This is a genomic window from Pantoea sp. B550, from assembly GCF_024158165.1.
Lineage (GTDB): Bacteria > Pseudomonadota > Gammaproteobacteria > Enterobacterales > Enterobacteriaceae > Pantoea > Pantoea alfalfae.
The window spans coordinates 2117562-2134689 of the sequence record NZ_JAMYXI010000003.1; the positions used below are offsets into that span (position 1 = coordinate 2117562).

Sequence of the window (17128 nt, forward strand, 5' to 3'; positions counted from 1 at the left end):
CCATTCGTCTGTCTCTTTATGCAGAATTCGGAATCCGACACAGCACCAGGCGCGCTTTTTCGCGTATTGTGGTGCGGGATGTTAGCTGAGAGCGTTTAACGTGAATTTACTCACTATGAGTACTGAGCTTGGTTTAATTTTTCTCTTTTCCCTGGCTTTCCTCTTTTTTGCTCGAAAAGCAGCTAAAAAAATTGGTTTGGTTGATAAGCCTAACTCACGTAAGCGCCATCATGGCGCGATTCCGTTGGTGGGCGGCATTTCCGTGTTTGCAGGTATCTGCTTTACGTTTGCCATTACTAATTACTATCTGCCACACGCGCTGCTCTATCTTGGCTGCGCCGGTATTCTGGTGCTGGTTGGTGCACTGGATGACCGCTTCGATATCAGCGTCAAATTCCGCGCGGTTGTGCAGGCCATTGTCGCCCTGGTAATGATGTTTGGCGCAAAGCTCTATCTGCTCAGCCTGGGCTTTATCGTCGGTCCGTTCGAGCTTATCGTGGGCCCCTTCGGCTATGTGCTGACGCTGTTTGCCGTCTGGGCTGCGATCAACGCCTTTAATATGGTAGACGGGATCGATGGCCTGCTGGGCGGACTCTCCTCGGTCACCTTTGCCGCAATGGGGATTATCCTCTACTTCGACGGCCAGACGAGCCTGGCGATGTGGTGTTTTGCGATGATTGCCGCCACGCTGCCCTATATTTTGCTTAACCTCGGCTTCCTGGGGCGTCGCTTCAAAGTCTTTATGGGCGATGCCGGCAGCACCATGATCGGCTTCACCATTATCTGGATTCTGCTGGAAACAACGCAGGGTCTGAGCCATCCCATTACACCCGTTACCGCACTTTGGCTGATAGCCATTCCGCTGATGGATATGGTGGCGATTATGTATCGTCGCCTGCGCAAAGGCATGAGCCCGTTCTCGGCTGATCGTCAGCACATCCACCATCTGATTATGCGTGCCGGTTTTACCTCGCGTCAGGCCTTTGTCCTGATTACCGTTGCGGCGGCCATCCTCGCCGGTATCGGTGTACTGGGTGAATATCTGGCGTTTATCCCGGAGTGGGTGATGCTGCTGCTGTTCCTGGGCGCTTTTATGGTTTATGGCTACTGCCTGAAACATGCGTGGCGCGTGGCGCGACGCGTCCGGCGTATCAAGCGTCGTCTGAGCCATCATCGCGAAGCAAAAAATAAATGAACCCGATGCTGAAAAAGGATACCTCTGCCATGCCTGCTGACGTTGTGGACAACGAACTGGATATTCGCGGCCTGAGCTGCCGTTTATGGCGTGGTAAACGCTGGATTGTCGGGCTGGCACTGCTGTTTGCTCTGATCGCCTGGCTGGCTACGCTGCTGCTGAAACAGGTCTGGAGCACCACGGCGATCACCGATCGCCCGACGGTGAACATGCTGGGCTCTTACTATGCACAGCAGCAGTTCCTGACCAATCTGGATGTGCGCAACAATGCCCTGACGCTGGCTGCGCCGTCACCGACGGTCATGGATCAGGTTTATCAGGAGTTCACCATGCAGCTTGCCTCCTGGGATACGCGTCGGGAGTTCTGGCAGCAAACGGATTACTACAGGAACCGTAAAACCGGCAATGCGCATAACGATGCCGCGCTGCTCGACGATTTGATTGGCAACATCCTGTTCACGCCCGCTGACGCGGCACATAACCTGCCCGATAACGTCAAACTTAAAGCGGAAACCGCGGGCGACGCCAACAATCTGCTGCGTCAGTACATCGCCTATGCGAGTGAGCGCGCCGCTCGTCATCTGAATGATGAGTTAAAAGGTGCCTGGCGGGCGCGTACCGACCAGTTGCAGGCGCAGGTGAAACGTCAGGAAGATGTGGCTAACGCTGTATTCCAGCGCCAGCAGCATCGGCTGGAACAGGCGCTGAAAGTTGCGAGCCAGCAGGGTATCAACGAGAAACAGACGCGCGAAGCGGGTGAGAATCTGGCAGACAGCGACCTGTTCCTGCTGGGCCAGCCCGTTTTACAGGGACAGCTCGATACCCTGCGCGCCACCGGTCCGGGGTTTGATATCAGCTATGATCAGAACAGAGCAATGCTGACCACGCTGCAGACCGGGCCAAAACTGAATAGCCAGTTCCAGACCTACCGTTATCTGCGTACGCCGGAAGAGCCGGTATCACGGGACAGTCCGCGACGTCTGTTCATGATGATTATGTGGGGTGCCGTTGGGGCATTAACAGGCGCGGGTGTGGCGCTGGCACGTCGTCCGCGTCTGATGTCAGACACGCATGATTGAGAGAAACAGTGTGAAAGTTCTGACCGTATTTGGTACTCGTCCGGAAGCGATTAAAATGGCGCCGTTGGTGCAGGCGCTGTCGCAGGATCCCGCTTTTGAATCGCGACTGTGCGTGACCGCACAGCATCGCGAAATGCTCGATCAGGTGCTGCGTCTGTTCAAGCTGGAACCGGACTATGATCTCAATATTATGCGTCCTGAACAGGGACTGACCGAGATCACCTGCCGCATTTTAGAAGGCATGAAAACCGTCCTGCTCGACTTTAAACCGGATATCGTGCTGGTGCATGGTGACACCACCACGACGCTGGCGGCGAGCCTGGCGGCTTTTTATCAGCAAATCCCCGTCGGGCATGTGGAGGCGGGTCTGCGTACCGGCGATCTCGCCTCGCCGTGGCCTGAAGAGGGTAACCGTAAGCTCACCGGCCATCTTGCCCGCCTGCACTTCACGCCCACCACCCGCTCGCGTCAGAACCTGTTGCGGGAGAATCTGCCCGATGCGCGCATCGTCGTCACCGGTAATACGGTCATTGATGCGCTGCTGTGGGTGCGCGATCGGGTGCTGGACGACAGCAATCTGAACGCACAGCTGGCGGCGCGCTATCCGTTTCTCGACCCGGATAAGAAACTGGTGCTGGTTACCGGACATCGGCGTGAGAGCTTTGGCGGCGGTTTTGAACGTATCTGCAGCGCGCTGGCGCAGGTTGCCCGCCAGCATCCCGAGGCGCAGATTGTCTATCCGGTACATCTCAATCCCAATGTCAGCGAGCCGGTTAACCGGATACTCAGCGGCATTGAGAATATCATTCTGATTGAACCGCAGGAGTACCTGCCTTTTGTCTGGCTGATGAACCGCGCCTGGCTGATCCTTACCGATTCCGGCGGCATTCAGGAGGAAGCGCCTTCACTGGGCAAGCCGGTGTTGGTGATGCGCGACACCACCGAGCGCCCTGAAGCCGTCGATGCCGGTACCGTCAAACTGGTCGGGACGGATATTGCCAGAATCGTGGCCAGCGTCAGCGAATTGCTGAGCGACGACGAGGCCTGGCAGGCGATGAGCCATGCCCATAATCCGTATGGCGATGGCAAAGCCTGTGGTCGTATTTTACAAGCCTTAAAAGATAACCGAGCCGAATTATGAGTTTTGAAACCATCTCTGTGATTGGACTGGGATACATTGGGCTGCCGACGGCAGCCGTTTTTGCCTCAAAGGGAAAAAAAGTGGTGGGCGTGGATATCAATGCGCGCGCCGTAGAAACCATCAATCGTGGCGCGATCCACATTGTGGAACCCGATTTAGATCAGGTGGTGCATGCGGCTGTTGCGCGTGGCGACCTGCGTGCCACCACGCAGCCTGAAGCCGCTGACGCTTTTCTGATCGCCGTACCGACGCCATTCAAGGATGATCATCAGCCCGACCTGCGCTTTGTAAAAGCTGCGGCGGAGTCGATTGCACCGGTTCTGAAAAAGGGCGATCTGGTGATTCTGGAGTCGACCTCGCCGGTGGGCAGCACCGAACAGATGGCCGACTGGCTGGCTGCGGCACGTCCCGACCTGCGCTTTCCGCAGCACGGTGAGACGCCCGATATTTTTGTCGCCTACTGCCCGGAGCGCGTACTGCCGGGTCAGGTGATGGTTGAGCTGATTAACAACGACCGGGTGATTGGCGGCATGACCCCCGCCTGTTCTGTCCGCGCCAGCGAGCTTTATCGGCTATTTTTAAAAGGTGAATGCGTTGAAACTAACGCCCGTACCGCCGAGATGTGCAAGCTGACCGAAAACAGCTTCCGTGACGTGAATATCGCCTTTGCCAATGAGCTGTCGCTGATTTGTGCCGATCAGGGCATTAACGTCTGGGAGCTGATTGCGCTGGCGAATCGCCATCCGCGCGTCAACATTCTGCAGCCTGGTCCGGGCGTCGGCGGTCACTGTATCGCCGTCGATCCCTGGTTTATCGTGGCGCAGAATCCCGAATTAGCCCGCCTGATCCGCACCGCGCGCGAGGTGAATGATGCCAAGCCGCAGTGGGTGCTGGACCAGGTGAAAACCGCGCTGGCGGACTGCCTGACGCAGACCGGCAAGCGCGCCAGTGATATCACCATTGCCTGCTTTGGCCTGGCCTTTAAACCCAATATCGACGACCTGCGCGAAAGCCCGGCGGTGGGCGTGGCACAGAAGATTGCCGAATGGCACAGCGGCACCACCTGGATAGTTGAACCGCACATTGAGCAGCTTGCAGATTCTCTGGCTGACAAAGCAGAGCTGGTTTCCAGCGCGCAGGCGCTGGACCAGGCCGATATTCTGGTGATGCTGGTCGATCACCGTGCCTTCCGCGCCATTGATGCCGCCGACGTTCAGCAAAACTGGATTGTCGACACCAAAGGTGTCTGGCGATGAAGCGTTTTCTGATCACGGGCGGTGCCGGTTTTATCGGCTCGGCTCTGGTGCGCTTTATCCTTTAAACGGCTTATCTGTGTGGCCGCCTGGCGTAACAACTGGCTCAGTGATGACCAGCTGCGTGCTGCCGGTGAAGCGCTGACAAAAACCGGCTACGGCCAATACCTGCTGGATTTATTACATGTCCGTCCACGTCAGTATTAATCCCCTTAGCTGGGAAAGTGCATTCTTCGGTGTTGAGACCGTGCGGCTGGAGCCGGAAGGTGACATTCCGCTGGAGCAGGCGCTGCATCATCCCTGTGCGCTGATGCAGATGAAAGTGGCTGCCAGCGAGACGGCGTTGATTGATACGCTGCAGCAGCATCAGTTCCAGCTGGCAGAAGGCGAGGCGGACCTGACGCTGGCGATTAAAGAGACAGAACGGCAGGCGGGGATTCGCATTGCGCGCGAAGCACAGATTCCGCAACTGCGTGATGCAGCGTCACAGCTTTTCAGCCAGAGCCGTTTTCGCGCGGCCTGGTACGCACCGGACGCCAGCGGCCGTTTTTATGCGCAGTGGATTGAGAATGCGGTGCGTGGGACGTTTGACGATCAGTGTCTGGTGGCCAGTGATGCCACCGGTCAGCTGCAGGGATTTGTTTCGCTGCGCGCGGTGGATGGCGATGCTCGCATTGGCCTGCTGGGCGTAATGCCTGACGCGCAGGGTCAGGGGCTGGGTCAGCGACTGCTACTGGCGGCGGCTGACTGGGCGCGGGTAAGGCAGTTGGCTCAGCTTCGGGTGGCTACCCAGCTCAGTAATCTCACGGCGATGCGCCTCTATTTACGCAGCGGTGCCCGACTCGACAGCACCGCCTACTGGTTTTACAGGAAAGGTCATGATTCCATTTAATGCGCCCCCGATTGTGGGCACAGAAATTGAGTATATGCAGTCGGCGATGAACAGCGGCAAGCTGTGCGGCGACGGCGGCTTCACCCGTCGTTGTCAGCAGTGGATGGAGCAGCGTTTTGGCAGCAAAAAAGTGCTGCTGACTCCCTCCTGTACCGCTTCGCTGGAGATGGCAGCGCTGTTAATCGATCTGCAGCCCGGCGATGAGGTGATCATGCCGAGCTATACCTTTGTCTCAACCGCCAACGCCTTTGTGCTGCGCGGCGCGCGCATCGTGTTTGTCGATGTGCGCCCGGACACCATGAACATCGATGAAACGCTGATCGAAGCCGCCATCACTGAAAAAACCCGCGCCATTGTGCCGGTGCATTACGCAGGCGTAGCCTGTGAAATGGACACCATCATGGCGCTGGCGGCTAAGCATAAGCTGTTTGTGATTGAAGATGCGGCGCAGGGCGTGATGTCACGCTACAAAGGCCGTGCGCTGGGCACCATCGGTCATATTGGCTGCTTCAGTTTCCACGAAACCAAGAATTATACTGCCGGTGGTGAAGGGGGCGCGACGCTGATCAACGACGCCAGCCTGGTCGAGCGCGCCGAGATCGTGCGGGAAAAAGGCACCAACCGCAGCCAGTTCTTCCGGGGTCAGGTCGATAAATATACCTGGCGCGATATGGGGTCGAGCTACCTGATGGCCGACTTGCAGGCCGCCTATCTCTGGGCGCAGCTGGAAGCCGCTGAACGCATCAACCAGCAGCGGTTACGCATCTGGCAGCGTTATTATGACGCACTCCAGCCGCTGGCGGCTCAGGGCCGCATCAGTCTGCCAGTGATCCCCGCCAGCTGCGAACACAATGCGCACATGTTCTACATCAAACTGCGCGATCAGGACGATCGCCAGGCGCTGATCAACTGGATGAAAGAAGCAGAGATACTGACAGTGTTCCACTATATTCCGCTGCACAGTTCACCTGCCGGTGAGCGTTTTTCGCAATTTGTCGGTGACGATCGCTTCACCACGCTGGAAAGTGAACGTCTGCTGCGCCTGCCGCTGTTTTATAACCTGTCGGATAATAATCAGAGCACGGTTATCAGCTCGCTGCTGAGCTTCTTTTCCTGATGTCATTAGCCAGAGCCTCAGTGTGGACCGCATCGTCCACGCTGGTAAAAATTGTGTCTGGTCTGCTGGTGGTCAAACTGCTGGCAGTCAGCTTCGGCCCCGAAGGTGTTGGCCAGGCAGGTAACTTCCGGCAGTTGATCACCGTGCTGGGTGTGCTGGCGGGCGCGGGCATCTTCAACGGCGTCACCACCTATGTGGCGCAGTATCAGCAGCAGCCCGGACCACTCCGGGCGATGGTGGGCACGGCATCGGCTATGGTGCTGGGCTTCTCCGGCGTGCTGGCGCTGCTGTTTCTGCTGGCGGCAGCCCCCATCAGCACCGCGCTGTTTGGTCATGACCGCTATCAGGGCGTCATCCGCGTCGTCGCCTTTCTTCAGCTCGGCATCGCCTGGGCCAACTTTACCCTGGCGCTACTGAAGGGCTATCGTGACGCGCGTGGGAATGCGCTGGCGCTGATTCTCGGCAGCCTGACTGGCGTGGCGGGCTATCTGCTCTGCTGGTGGCTGGGCGGTTATCAGGGCGCATTGATCGGCCTGGCGCTGGTGCCAGCTTTGCTGCTGCTGCCTGCGCTACTGATGCTGAAACGCCGTGCGCCGCTACCGCTGAGCTGGCTGCGGCCACAATGGCATTCTGAGCTGGCGCGTAATCTGGCAAAATATACCCTGATGGCGCTGATCACGGCGGTGACCTTACCGGTTGTCTGGGTAATGATGCGTAACCTGCTGGCAGAGCAGGAGGGCTGGGCGCAGGTCGGGTTGTGGCAGGGTGTGACCAGCATTTCCGATGCCTATCTGCAGTTTATCACCGCGACGTTTAGCGTCTGGCTGCTGCCGACGCTTGCGCGGCTCGACAACAAACGCGACATCGCACGTGAGATTGGCCGTGCACTGCGCTTTGTCCTGCCCGCCGTGGCGGTTGCCAGCTTCGCCGTCTGGGTACTGCGTGACTTCGCCATCAGTCTGCTGTTCTCTCAGGCTTTTCGCGAGATGCGCGATCTTTTTGTGTGGCAGCTGTGCGGCGATGTTTTTAAAGTCGGTGCCTATGTTTTCGGATATCTGGTTATCGCCAAAGCCTCGCTGCGCTTTTATGTTCTGACTGAGATTAGCCAGTTTCTGTTGCTGACCCTGTTCTCACGCTGGCTGATCCCGTTACATGGCGCGACGGGTGCGGCGCAGGCCTATATGTTTACCTATATGGCTTACTTTGCCCTGTGTTGTGGCGCTTTTATTGTTTACTGCCGGAAAAAATGACTTTAATTCACGTTTTGGGATCGGACATTCCCCACCACAATCTTACGGTGCTGCGCTTTTTCAATGACGTTCTCAGCGTTGAGCAGCCTGCGGCTTTCCCACGCCATTTTATGGTGGTGACGCAGCAGCCAGAGAGCCTGTCTCCGTTCAGTGCGTTACAGATCGAGTGCTTTACCAGCAAGAAAGTGCTGGCGCAGGCGGTTTTGCAGCGGGCCAGGAATCGTCAGCAGCGTTTTTTCTGCCACGGTCAGTTTAACCCGTGGATCTGGCTGGCATTACTCAGCGGTAAGCTGCGCCGTTCTCAGCTGTTCTGGCACGTCTGGGGCGCCGACCTCTATGAAGATTCGCGCAGCCTGAAGTTTCGTCTGTTCTATCTGGTCCGCCGGATAGCACAGGGACGTGTTGCGCAGGTTTTTGCGACCCGAGGCGACCTGCATCACTATCAGCAGCGCCATCGCCGCGTTCCCGGTTCACTGCTCTATTTCCCGACCAGAATGCCGGATGCTGCCGTTGAGTCTGCGCCGTCAGAGCCGTTTACGCTGCTGCTGGGCAATTCGGGCGATCCGAGTAACCGACATATTGAAGGCTTAAAGGCGATTCACGCGCAGTTTGGCGAGCAGGTGCGCATCGAGGTGCCGCTGGGCTATCCGCCGGGCAATGAGGCGTACATCAGCCAGATTAAGGCCGCAGCAGAGACGCTGTTTCCTGACGGTCAGGTGAATCTGCTGCGTGAAAATCTGGCATTTGATGATTACTTAGCGCTGCTGGCGCGCTGCCATGTCGGCTATTTTATGTTTGAACGTCAGCAGGGGGTGGGAACACTTTGCCTGCTGATCCAGGCCAACGTGCCGTTTGTTCTGACCCGCAAAAACCCATTCTGGCGTGATGTGGCTGAGCAGCAGCTTCCGGTACTCTTCAGCGAAGATACGCTGTCGCCTGCGGTGATCGCCGAGGCACGCCGGCAGCTGATGCGCTGTGATAAACAGGCTATCGCCTTCTTTGCGCCAGGTTATCTCGCAGGCTGGCGAGCCGCGTTACAGCTCAGCGAAGGGGAGTTGTCATGAGTCTTATGCAGTTTGGCGGCCTGCTGGTGGTCTATCTGCTGTCGCTGGTTTTTATTCTGACGCTGACCTGGCGGGAGTTTAAGCGCGTCCGTTTTAACTTCCATCTGTTCTTTACGCTGCTGTTTCTGCTGACCTTTTACTTCGGCTTCCCGCTGACCTCCGTGCTGGTGTTTCGCTTTAACGTGGACATGATGCCAGTGGAGAATCTGCTGGAGGCGCTGCTGTCGGCCACAGCGTTTTACGCCATTTATTACGTCAGCTATAAAGTGCGGCTGAAACCGGCCAGCGCGCCTCCGGCTAAGCCCTGGCTGCAGATGAATCGGGTTGAAACCCACCTGACCTGTGTGATTCTGGCGCTGGTCGCGCTGGGTACCGTGACGGTGTTCTTCATTCACAACGGTTTTCTGCTGTTCCGCCTGACCGCTTATAACCAGATTTTCTCCAGCGAAGTATCGGGCGTGGCGCTTAAGCGCTTCTTCTATTTCTTTATTCCGGCGATGCTGATCCCCTACTTTTTACGGCCGACCCGCCGCAACTGGCTGCTGTTTTTGGTCGTGACGGTGGCCTTTGGTTTACTGACGTATGCACTGGTGGGCGGAACACGCGCCAATATCATTATTGCGTTTGCCCTGTTCCTGTTTATCGGCATTACCCGTGGCTGGATCACTCTGTGGATGCTGGCAACGGCGGGTGTGATGGCAATTGGGGGGATGTTCTGGCTGGCGCTGCGCCGCTATAACCTCGACGTGATGGGCGATGAAGCGTTCTATACCTTCCTGTATCTGACGCGTGATACCTTCTCGCCGTGGGAGAATCTTGCCCGGCTGCTGGATAACTACGACAAAATTGAGTTTCAGGGGCTGGCACCGCTGTGGCGTGATTTCTACGTGTTTATTCCGACCTGGCTCTGGCCCGATCGCCCGCTGGCGGTGTTGAACAGTGCCAACTACTTCACCTGGGAAGTGCTGAACAACCATTCTGGCCTGGCGATTTCACCCACGCTGATTGGCTCTCTGGTCGTGATGGGCGGCGTCTGGGCGATTCCGATCGGTGCGGTAGTGGTAGGGATGATTATTAAAGCCTTTGATGCGATCTATCAGCGTGGCTGCCTTGAGGCCAACCGGTACACCGGCGCCATCCTGCAAAGCTTCTGTTTTGGCGCGGTGTTTAACATGATCGTACTGGCACGCGAGGGCCTCGATGCGTTCGGCTCACGTGTGGTGTTTTTCTGCCTCATTTTTGCTGCCTGTCTGGGCATGGCTAAATTACTTTTCTGGTTACTGGATCGCGCAGGTTTAATTCGCGACCGCAGCAGGCGGGTGTTGCACAGCCCGCTCTGATTAACCTCTGGGATTAACGGAAGATATGACAACGTTAAATGAGACGCCGCAGTACCGTATTCGCGGCGTTGATTTGTATGGCTTCGAAAACATGCCGTCGGCGGTGAATTTTCTGATGCCGCCGCAGAGCGTACGCAGCGGTATTTTAGTGGCGATTAATGCGGAGAAGATCCTGACCGCTGAGCGGGATGAGGGATTACGCACGCTGTTAGCGCAGGCGGAATATGCGTACGCCGATGGCATCAGCATTGTGCGCTCGATTCGTAAAAAATATCCACACGCGTCGGTGCAGCGCATTGCGGGTGCTGATTTATGGGAAGCGCTGATGGAACGCGCCGGGCGGGAAGGGACGCCTGTATTTCTTATCGGCGGTCGTCAGCAGGTGCTGGATGAAACCTGCGATAAGCTACGTCGTCAGTGGAATGTGAATATTGTTGGCGCGCAGGATGGCTATTTTGCGCCAGCCGATCAGGATGCGCTGTTTGCCCGGATTGCGGCCAGCGGCGCGAAGCTGGTGACCGTCGCGCTGGGATCGCCACGTCAGGAGTTGCTGATGCTGGCGTGCCGTGCGTACTGGCCTGATGCCCTTTATATGGGCGTGGGTGGAACGTACGATGTTTTCACCGGTCATGTGAAGCGCGCCCCTGAGATCTGGCAGCGACTGGGGCTGGAGTGGCTCTATCGTCTGATTCGGCAGCCGAGCCGCCTGCGCAGGCAATTAAAACTGCTTAAATATTTGCGCTATCACTGGCGCGGCGATCTCTGATATTGCTGATAAATGCCGCATTTTCAGGCATCACGAGAGTGGAAATGTACTATTTGTCGACGAAATGCACAAAGCGTAATCAAACGCGTCTTTTTATTTAAAAAGCACTAGACACGATGGGCGCTTATCTCTAGTATGCACATCCGCAACGGCGCTACGCGCCCGTAGCTCAGCTGGATAGAGCGCTGCCCTCCGGAGGCAGAGGTCTCAGGTTCGAATCCTGTCGGGCGCGCCATATCGTTTGTGCGCATGAGCTTCGGTGGTTGATTTACCGCGGTTGGCAGTAGAGATTTAAATGCTGCAGGCTTTAAACCTGTAACATTAAGAATAGTGGTGGCTATAGCTCAGTTGGTAGAGCCCTGGATTGTGATTCCAGTTGTCGTGGGTTCGAGTCCCATTAGCCACCCCAGATTTTGCTGGGAAACGCGAAGGTGGCGGAATTGGTAGACGCGCTAGCTTCAGGTGTTAGTGTCCTAACGGACGTGAGGGTTCAAGTCCCTCTCTTCGCACCAGGCAAAACAGTTAAAAAAATCGGCGAGTAGCGCAGCTTGGTAGCGCAACTGGTTTGGGACCAGTGGGTCGGAGGTTCGAATCCTCTCTCGCCGACCATTTTTAGAAACCTGTCTGAAAAGACAGGTTTTTTTTCGTCTGTAGGAAAGAGGATGAGGACCGACAGAGGAGGTTTGAGCCGAGCGTAGCGAGACAACGTTGCTTCAGCAACGGCCCGCAGGGCGCTGCTCGCAGAGCAGAGTAATCCTCTCTCGCCGACCATATTTAGAAATCTGTCTGAAAAGACAGGTTTTTTTTTCGTCTGTAAAAAAGTGGATTTGAATTTCTGCTACGCACCTCATCCCTGAGGTGCGCCCGTAAACGGGCCAACGCTTTGCATTGTTCAGAAACGCTCCCGGCGTTTTATCCGGGCGGTGGGACGCTTTCCTCCTCTGACCGTGTTCCCTGCGCGTTGGGCTTCTTCATTGCTGTAAACCCTATGAAGCTTATGAAGTACTTAATACGTCTGCCATACGTGAAGCGAAGGGAGCATATGCCTGTAGCAAAGCATCGCGGGCCAGGGATGGGCCGCGCTGAGCCTGCCATGGATGGCGTCTTTTGCGTCTTTGCGAAAGGCGTATGCTCCCTGAAGCCCGCACAGCGGTGAGCGCGAGCCTGCGAAGGGAACACGGTCAGATCGGAAAGTCGCTAATGCCATCCATGGCCGCCCGACCCACGCGATTACGCACCTCATTCATGAGGTGCGCCCGTATCCGGGCCAACGCTTTGCGTTGTTCAGAAACGCTCCCGGCGTTTTAGCCGGCCGGTGGGACGCTTCCCTCCTCTGGCCGTGTTCCCTGCGCGTTGAGCATATTCATTGCTGTCAAAGTTACTCTGCTTTGATTCCACTAGCAATATAAGCAGGAACAATAGCGTCGTGAATTGCCGACAGATAAGTCATTGTTATTGTTAATTTCTAAGAGAGAATGACCTGGTTGTCTCTATTCAGAGACAGAGAAATTTATGGCTGTCGCTTCATCCCGACACATCCTGCCGTACCTCGCTCAGGAAAGGCTTAGCCAACTTCTTAAGATATTGATTGATATAAAATTTAAAAATAAATCTTAACCTGGCACGGCTTGTGCAACACTTTTGCTGTAGATGCTCATTCCACCTCTTATGTCTGCTGATGCTACATAAACCTGGGAATGATGCAGAGCCAATTTTAGGTACCTGTTGTCTGCCTGCCTGTATCGCGTAAGCCTTACAGGGTTAACAGACACCACGTTGAGTCAGGTACCTCCCGGTTGTCTTACCGACCTGATCTTGCACCTGCCCCTGGCAGGTGTTTTTTTTGCCTGCGCAATGTGGCTGGCAGATTGCAGGCACAAAAAAGCCGGGCGAGCCCGGCTTTAACCTGTCTGACAACCGCATCAGACGTTGGGATTATTCTTCAGCGTCAGCAACAATCCTTCACGACGCATCTTTGCGGCCTCTTCCGGACGATGCAGACGATCATAGACATCTGCCAGCCATGCATAATCAAACGCATCCGGACGCTGCGCCAGCGCCTGCTGCAGCGCGTCTGCTGCCTGCTGCCATTCGCCATGACGCATCAGCAACTGTCCCAGCGTACTGTGCAGCAACGGCGTTGCGCCATGCTGTTTGATCTGCTGGCGTAATGCCTTTTCCAGCGCTTCCGGATTACCGCTTTTGATGCGAGGCATCAATAGCACCAGCCGATCGTCATAATGACGCTTGAGGCCCTCCAGCACGATCGACTGTGCGGTGTCGTGATCGTTGCACTCAATCAGATGATCCGCCATTGCCACCTGCAGGGTCGTATCCTGACGGGTTTTGCGGCTCAGCGTGCCCCACCAGCGCTTCAGGCCATCGCTGCCCTGGTCGGCCATTGCCTGATTCATCAGACCCAGCCAGGCCTGCTGCTGTAACGCATCACGATGCAGGTCATCACCGACCTGCGCTTTCTGCATAGCAGGCAGAATATCCAGCAATGCACTCCAGGCGCCCGTACGGACGTACGCCTGTTCGGCCAGGCGCAGCACTTCAGGGTGACGCGGTGCCACTTCCAGCAGGCGATCAACGCTGTGACGAGCCGCATGATCTTCGTTACGGGCCAGCTGAATACGAGCACGGGCAATTTCCACCGGAATGGTATTGCTTTCAGACAGCTCAGCAGCACGTTCAAGATGCTGATTGGCACGAATTTCATCGCCACGCTGCTGGGCGGCTTCCGCGGCCAGCAGGTAGTTCGCTACCGGTACGTCGGCGTGATCGGCATCTTTAGACAGTAATTTTTCTACCTGGCGGTGATCGCCTTCTGCCAGCTTCATCAGCGCAGACTGGGTATGACGCTGCGCGCGACGGCGTTTGCGTCCGGTAAACCAGCCGCGGGTACGCGCCCCGGTGTGCAGCACACGGCGCAGCAGCCATTCCACCGCCAGAATCACCAGCAGGCTGATGATAAGGATAATCACCAGGCCGGTAACGCTGGTTTCGATATTCCAGTTATCGGTCTGAATCAGCACGTAGCCCTGATGACCGGCAATCATCGGTCCCAGCACCACGCCCGCTATCAGCAGGATAAAGAGGATAAATACCTTAAGCATGCTTAGCCTCCCTGCTGATTAGCAGCAGCAGACGGTTGCGCCAACAGGTTCCGCACGCGGGTCTGCATAAGCTGTTCCAGCAACGGCTGACTTTCCAGGTTATCCGGCAGATCCATATTGATGTTCTGCTGGCTCAGCTCATCCAGTTGGGCAAGGAAGGCTTTGGTGGCAGCATCATTAGTGTCATACCAGGCGCGAACCCAGGCGGACACGGTATCGATAGATTGTTTATAAATCTCATCCTGATGACGTGGTACGGCCTGCGCAGCAATCAGCAGACGCGAGCGGATATTCTCACGCAGGTAGACATCCTGATTCGGGGCCAGCAGCGGCTGTGCGGTATTATCGCGGCGGCGGATAGTAATAAAGTCATCCATAAAGTTATGCCAGCTTTTCACCAGATTCTGACGCCATTCACGTACCGAACCTGAGAGTTCGCCGCCGTCACTGTCCATCGGCGTATCATCGCTGTCATTATCGGCCAGACGCAGATTATCAACGTTATTCGACAGTTGATTCAGCTTGAGGATCACGCCGTCGTAGTCGACCTGCGTAACAGAAGAGAGGTTACTGATATCCTGAGTCAGGGCGCGACGCACATTCATGACGCTGGGATCGTTCATGTCAGCCAGACTGGCATCGGCGCTTTTCAGCAATGCAGCTGCGGTAGTGACATCCTGATCGCTCCAGAGTTTGCGGCCAGCCAGTTTCACCAGATAGTCCGCCTGTGCCAGCAGCCAGCTACGCACGTCGTTGCCAGAAATCACGGCCACTTTTTCACGCAGCGTTTCCAGCGCTTTTGCTGACGCAGCCTGCTGTTGCTGTGCCGTCTGCAGGGCAGTTTCAGCGCCACTCAGTTGCTGTGTCAGCTGCTGTTTATCGCTGCTGGCCTGCTGCTGCAATGCGCTTAACTGGTCGCTCAGCTTCTGATTGGTTTGTGCCTGTAAATCAGCCTGATGTTTCCCGTTAAGGTATAAACCTGCACCCATCGCCAGCGCGATGACAATCGCAACTGCACCCAACACCATGCCACCCTTTTTCGCATTACGCGGTGGTGTGCTGTTGCTGGAAGGAGAGCGGTCAACCGCTGGGGTGGTTTCTTCAACCATGGCGGAGGAGTCTTTTTGTTCCGTCATATGTGGCACATCCCATTGTTAAAGTTCAGCGTAACGCGCGCAGCAGCGCATCGTTATCGGCACCATCGGCTACCTGAATATCCTGCCAACCCAATCCTGCGGCCAGGGTAGCCAAACGTTCACTGACGACTATCAGTCGGCAGTTGAGCAGCCATTCCTCGCGATCAACCGCGGGGAACAGCGAAAAAAGCTGTTGTAACATTTCACCACTGGTCACCACCAGCACAGAGACGCCGCGATCGCGCCAGCGGCGGCCTTCAACCGGTCCGTCATAATGCTTCTGGCAGCGCTGGTAGCAGGCAGCAAACGTTACCTCAGCACCTCGCCGGGTTAATGTTTCTGCCAGCAATTCGCGTCCGGGATCGCCACGCAGGATCAGCGCACGTTTACCGGCAACCTGCTGAAGCGTGTTTATCTGGATCAATTCCTCACTGGTTTCATGCGCATGAGGCCAGGTCACCTGCTGTCCGCTGACGGTGTGAAACGCCAGCGCGGTGCTGCGACCAATTGCATAATAGTCCAGCTCCGTGGGCCATGCTTTGATCGCGTGCTGTGCGTAGTGAATCACCTGCTGAGAAAGAATAAAGACGAGATCACCGGCACGAAGTCCGGCGAGCCTGTGAGGCAGGGAATCGAGATCAGCGCCTGGCGCAAACTCGATCAACGGCAGGCTCCACGCCTGTTTGCCAAGGGCATGCAGGCGTGACACCAGCTCTGCCGCTGCGGGTTCCGGGCGCGTCACCAGGATGGTCATGCCGGCGGCTGCCCCTGATAGACCTCTTTCAGGATTTCACGCGCGCCGCCGTTCAGCAGTTCATCGGCAAGTGAGATGCCCATCTCTTCAGCCTGAGCGCGGGGACCACGGCGTTCGCCGCTGACCATCACCCGGCCATCCGGTGCACCGACCATGCCGCGCAGCCAGAGCTTATCGCCTTCCAGCACCGCGAAACTGCCAATGGGGACCTGGCAGCCACCCTCTAAGCGGGTATTCATAGCGCGTTCCGCTCTGACACAGACTTCGGTGTCATCGTGGTTCAGTGCCCGTAACAGGTCAATCAGGACGCTATCATCCAGACGGCATTCAATGCCGACTGCACCCTGACCCACGGCGGGCAGGGAGACTTCGGCAGGCATTGCCTGGCGAATGCGATCTTCCAGCCCCAGACGCTTCAGTCCGGCGACGGCAAGAATAATCGCGTCATACTCGCCGGCATCGAGCTTGCCGAGTCGGGTACCCACATTGCCGCGCAGCGAGCGGATCACCAGATCCGGACGGCGCGCGCTAATCTGGCACTGACGACGCAGGCTGGAGGTACCTACAACGGCACCCTGTGGCAGCGCATCAATGGAGTCATAGTGATGAGAAACGAACGCATCACGCGGATCGTCGCGCTCGCAGATGGTTACCAGGCCCAGACCTTCAGGAAAACTGACCGGCACATCCTTCATAGAGTGCACTGCCATGTCGGCACGGCCATCCTGCATTGCCAGCTCAAGCTCTTTGACAAACAGCCCTTTACCACCGACTTTTGCCAGCGGCGTATCAAGGATAATGTCACCTTTGGTGACCATAGGCACCAGCTCAACGCGCAGTCCCGGATGGGCACTCATGAGTCGTTGCTGTACATAATGTGCCTGCCATAATGCGAGCGGGCTTTGTCTTGTAGCAATTCTGAAAATTTTGTCTAACATGCTGTTAACCATTTTTATCGTTCACTGAATATCCTATCATCTCTGGGTGAATACTGTCAGTTTCAACGGATTGAAAACGGCCTG

The 17128-nt window shown here is 56.4% G+C and carries 14 protein-coding genes, 4 tRNA genes, 1 other RNA gene and 1 pseudogene; 16 read left to right on the top strand and 4 right to left on the bottom strand.

The genetic code is table 11. The annotated features are described in order from the left end of the window. The first annotated feature begins 115 nt into the window (after positions 1 to 115). The 16 genes and pseudogenes from wecA (at position 116) to NIM72_RS12950 (ending at position 11868) form a co-directional block, all read left to right on the top strand. Positions 116 to 1195, top strand: a complete 1080-nt coding sequence (gene wecA / locus NIM72_RS12875; RefSeq protein ID WP_161733875.1) for a UDP-N-acetylglucosamine--undecaprenyl-phosphate N-acetylglucosaminephosphotransferase — start codon at positions 116 to 118, stop codon at positions 1193 to 1195. Positions 1196 to 1200: 5 nt separating this feature from the next. Further along, positions 1201 to 2274 (top strand): ECA polysaccharide chain length modulation protein, encoded by a 1074-nt coding sequence (gene wzzE / locus NIM72_RS12880; protein WP_256497782.1) that lies wholly within the window; start codon positions 1201 to 1203, stop codon positions 2272 to 2274. A 10-nt stretch (positions 2275 to 2284) separates the two neighbouring features. Then, positions 2285 to 3415 carry a non-hydrolyzing UDP-N-acetylglucosamine 2-epimerase gene (gene wecB, locus NIM72_RS12885; RefSeq protein WP_161733877.1) on the top strand — a complete coding sequence of 377 codons (1131 nt, stop codon included), beginning with the start codon at positions 2285 to 2287 and terminating at the stop codon, positions 3413 to 3415. Continuing rightward, positions 3412 to 4671 carry a UDP-N-acetyl-D-mannosamine dehydrogenase gene (gene wecC / locus NIM72_RS12890; RefSeq protein WP_222924761.1) on the top strand — a complete coding sequence of 420 codons (1260 nt, stop codon included), beginning with the start codon at positions 3412 to 3414 and terminating at the stop codon, positions 4669 to 4671. The genes wecB and wecC overlap by 4 nt, the downstream gene beginning before the upstream one ends. 84 nt (positions 4672 to 4755) lie before the next feature. Then, positions 4756 to 4875 (top strand): annotated as a pseudogene (locus NIM72_RS12895) (glucose-1-phosphate thymidylyltransferase 2 RmlA2); the annotation flags it as partial. Beyond that, a complete protein-coding gene (gene rffC, locus NIM72_RS12900) occupies positions 4853 to 5560 on the top strand; it encodes a dTDP-4-amino-4,6-dideoxy-D-galactose acyltransferase (RefSeq protein WP_222924758.1) in 708 nt (235 codons plus the stop codon). The pseudogene NIM72_RS12895 and the gene rffC, both read left to right, overlap by 23 nt. Further along, a complete protein-coding gene (rffA, locus tag NIM72_RS12905; protein WP_033784417.1) occupies positions 5547 to 6677 on the top strand; it encodes a dTDP-4-amino-4,6-dideoxygalactose transaminase in 1131 nt (376 codons plus the stop codon). The genes rffC and rffA overlap by 14 nt, the downstream gene beginning before the upstream one ends. Then, positions 6677 to 7927: a lipid III flippase WzxE gene (gene wzxE / locus NIM72_RS12910; protein ID WP_253420660.1), complete on the top strand. Its 1251-nt coding sequence runs from the start codon at positions 6677 to 6679 to the stop codon at positions 7925 to 7927. The genes rffA and wzxE overlap by 1 nt, the downstream gene beginning before the upstream one ends. Continuing rightward, complete coding sequence (locus tag NIM72_RS12915; RefSeq protein ID WP_253420663.1) at positions 7924 to 8991, top strand: TDP-N-acetylfucosamine:lipid II N-acetylfucosaminyltransferase; 1068 nt, start codon at positions 7924 to 7926, stop codon at positions 8989 to 8991. Before wzxE ends, NIM72_RS12915 begins: the two co-directional genes overlap by 4 nt. Next, positions 8988 to 10331, top strand: coding sequence for an ECA oligosaccharide polymerase (gene wzyE, locus NIM72_RS12920; RefSeq protein ID WP_253420666.1), 1344 nt, complete (start codon positions 8988 to 8990; stop codon positions 10329 to 10331). The genes NIM72_RS12915 and wzyE overlap by 4 nt, the downstream gene beginning before the upstream one ends. Positions 10332 to 10356: 25 nt before the next feature. Next, a complete protein-coding gene (gene wecG, locus NIM72_RS12925) occupies positions 10357 to 11097 on the top strand; it encodes a lipopolysaccharide N-acetylmannosaminouronosyltransferase (protein WP_161733890.1) in 741 nt (246 codons plus the stop codon). 158 nt (positions 11098 to 11255) lie between these two features. Then, positions 11256 to 11332 (top strand) — tRNA-Arg (locus tag NIM72_RS12930). A gap of 98 nt (positions 11333 to 11430) precedes the next feature. Then, positions 11431 to 11506: transfer RNA gene (locus tag NIM72_RS12935), tRNA-His, on the top strand. A 16-nt stretch (positions 11507 to 11522) separates the two neighbouring features. Beyond that, a tRNA-Leu gene (locus NIM72_RS12940) sits at positions 11523 to 11609 on the top strand. A 20-nt stretch (positions 11610 to 11629) separates the two neighbouring features. Beyond that, positions 11630 to 11706, top strand: a tRNA-Pro gene (locus NIM72_RS12945). Positions 11707 to 11738: 32 nt separating this feature from the next. Beyond that, a non-coding RNA gene (locus NIM72_RS12950) (RtT sRNA) lies at positions 11739 to 11868 on the top strand. A gap of 1151 nt (positions 11869 to 13019) precedes the next feature. Here NIM72_RS12950 and hemY read toward each other — a convergent pair. The 4 genes from hemY to hemC are packed head-to-tail and all read right to left on the bottom strand — an operon-like array spanning position 13020 to position 17044. Further along, positions 13020 to 14216 carry a protoheme IX biogenesis protein HemY gene (hemY, locus tag NIM72_RS12955; protein WP_253420669.1) on the bottom strand — a complete coding sequence of 399 codons (1197 nt, stop codon included), beginning with the start codon at positions 14214 to 14216 and terminating at the stop codon, positions 13020 to 13022. Between the two features lie 2 nt (positions 14217 to 14218). Further along, complete coding sequence (gene hemX, locus NIM72_RS12960) at positions 14219 to 15352, bottom strand: uroporphyrinogen-III C-methyltransferase (protein ID WP_253420672.1); 1134 nt, start codon at positions 15350 to 15352, stop codon at positions 14219 to 14221. Positions 15353 to 15377: 25 nt separating this feature from the next. Next, a complete protein-coding gene (gene hemD / locus NIM72_RS12965; protein WP_150013259.1) occupies positions 15378 to 16106 on the bottom strand; it encodes a uroporphyrinogen-III synthase in 729 nt (242 codons plus the stop codon). Next, positions 16103 to 17044, bottom strand: a complete 942-nt coding sequence (gene hemC, locus NIM72_RS12970) for a hydroxymethylbilane synthase (protein ID WP_161733897.1) — start codon at positions 17042 to 17044, stop codon at positions 16103 to 16105. The genes hemD and hemC overlap by 4 nt, the downstream gene beginning before the upstream one ends. Positions 17045 to 17128 lie beyond the last annotated feature (84 nt).

Bases quoted from the DNA above. Each gene is read 5' to 3' on its own strand.
- wecA (WP_161733875.1), top strand. From the start codon at position 116: ATGAGTACTGAGCTTGGTTTAATTTTTCTCTTTTCCCTGGCTTTCCTC.
- wzxE (WP_253420660.1), top strand. From the start codon at position 6,677: ATGTCATTAGCCAGAGCCTCAGTGTGGACCGCATCGTCCACGCTGGTA.
- hemX (WP_253420672.1), bottom strand. From the start codon at position 15,352: ATGACGGAACAAAAAGACTCCTCCGCCATGGTTGAAGAAACCACCCCA.
- rffA (WP_033784417.1), top strand. From the start codon at position 5,547: ATGATTCCATTTAATGCGCCCCCGATTGTGGGCACAGAAATTGAGTAT.
- hemY (WP_253420669.1), bottom strand. From the start codon at position 14,216: ATGCTTAAGGTATTTATCCTCTTTATCCTGCTGATAGCGGGCGTGGTG.
- hemC (WP_161733897.1), bottom strand. From the start codon at position 17,044: ATGTTAGACAAAATTTTCAGAATTGCTACAAGACAAAGCCCGCTCGCA.
- wecC (WP_222924761.1), top strand. From the start codon at position 3,412: ATGAGTTTTGAAACCATCTCTGTGATTGGACTGGGATACATTGGGCTG.
- wzzE (WP_256497782.1), top strand. From the start codon at position 1,201: ATGCTGAAAAAGGATACCTCTGCCATGCCTGCTGACGTTGTGGACAAC.
- wecG (WP_161733890.1), top strand. From the start codon at position 10,357: ATGACAACGTTAAATGAGACGCCGCAGTACCGTATTCGCGGCGTTGAT.
- wzyE (WP_253420666.1), top strand. From the start codon at position 8,988: ATGAGTCTTATGCAGTTTGGCGGCCTGCTGGTGGTCTATCTGCTGTCG.
- hemD (WP_150013259.1), bottom strand. From the start codon at position 16,106: ATGACCATCCTGGTGACGCGCCCGGAACCCGCAGCGGCAGAGCTGGTG.
- NIM72_RS12915 (WP_253420663.1), top strand. From the start codon at position 7,924: ATGACTTTAATTCACGTTTTGGGATCGGACATTCCCCACCACAATCTT.
- rffC (WP_222924758.1), top strand. From the start codon at position 4,853: ATGTCCGTCCACGTCAGTATTAATCCCCTTAGCTGGGAAAGTGCATTC.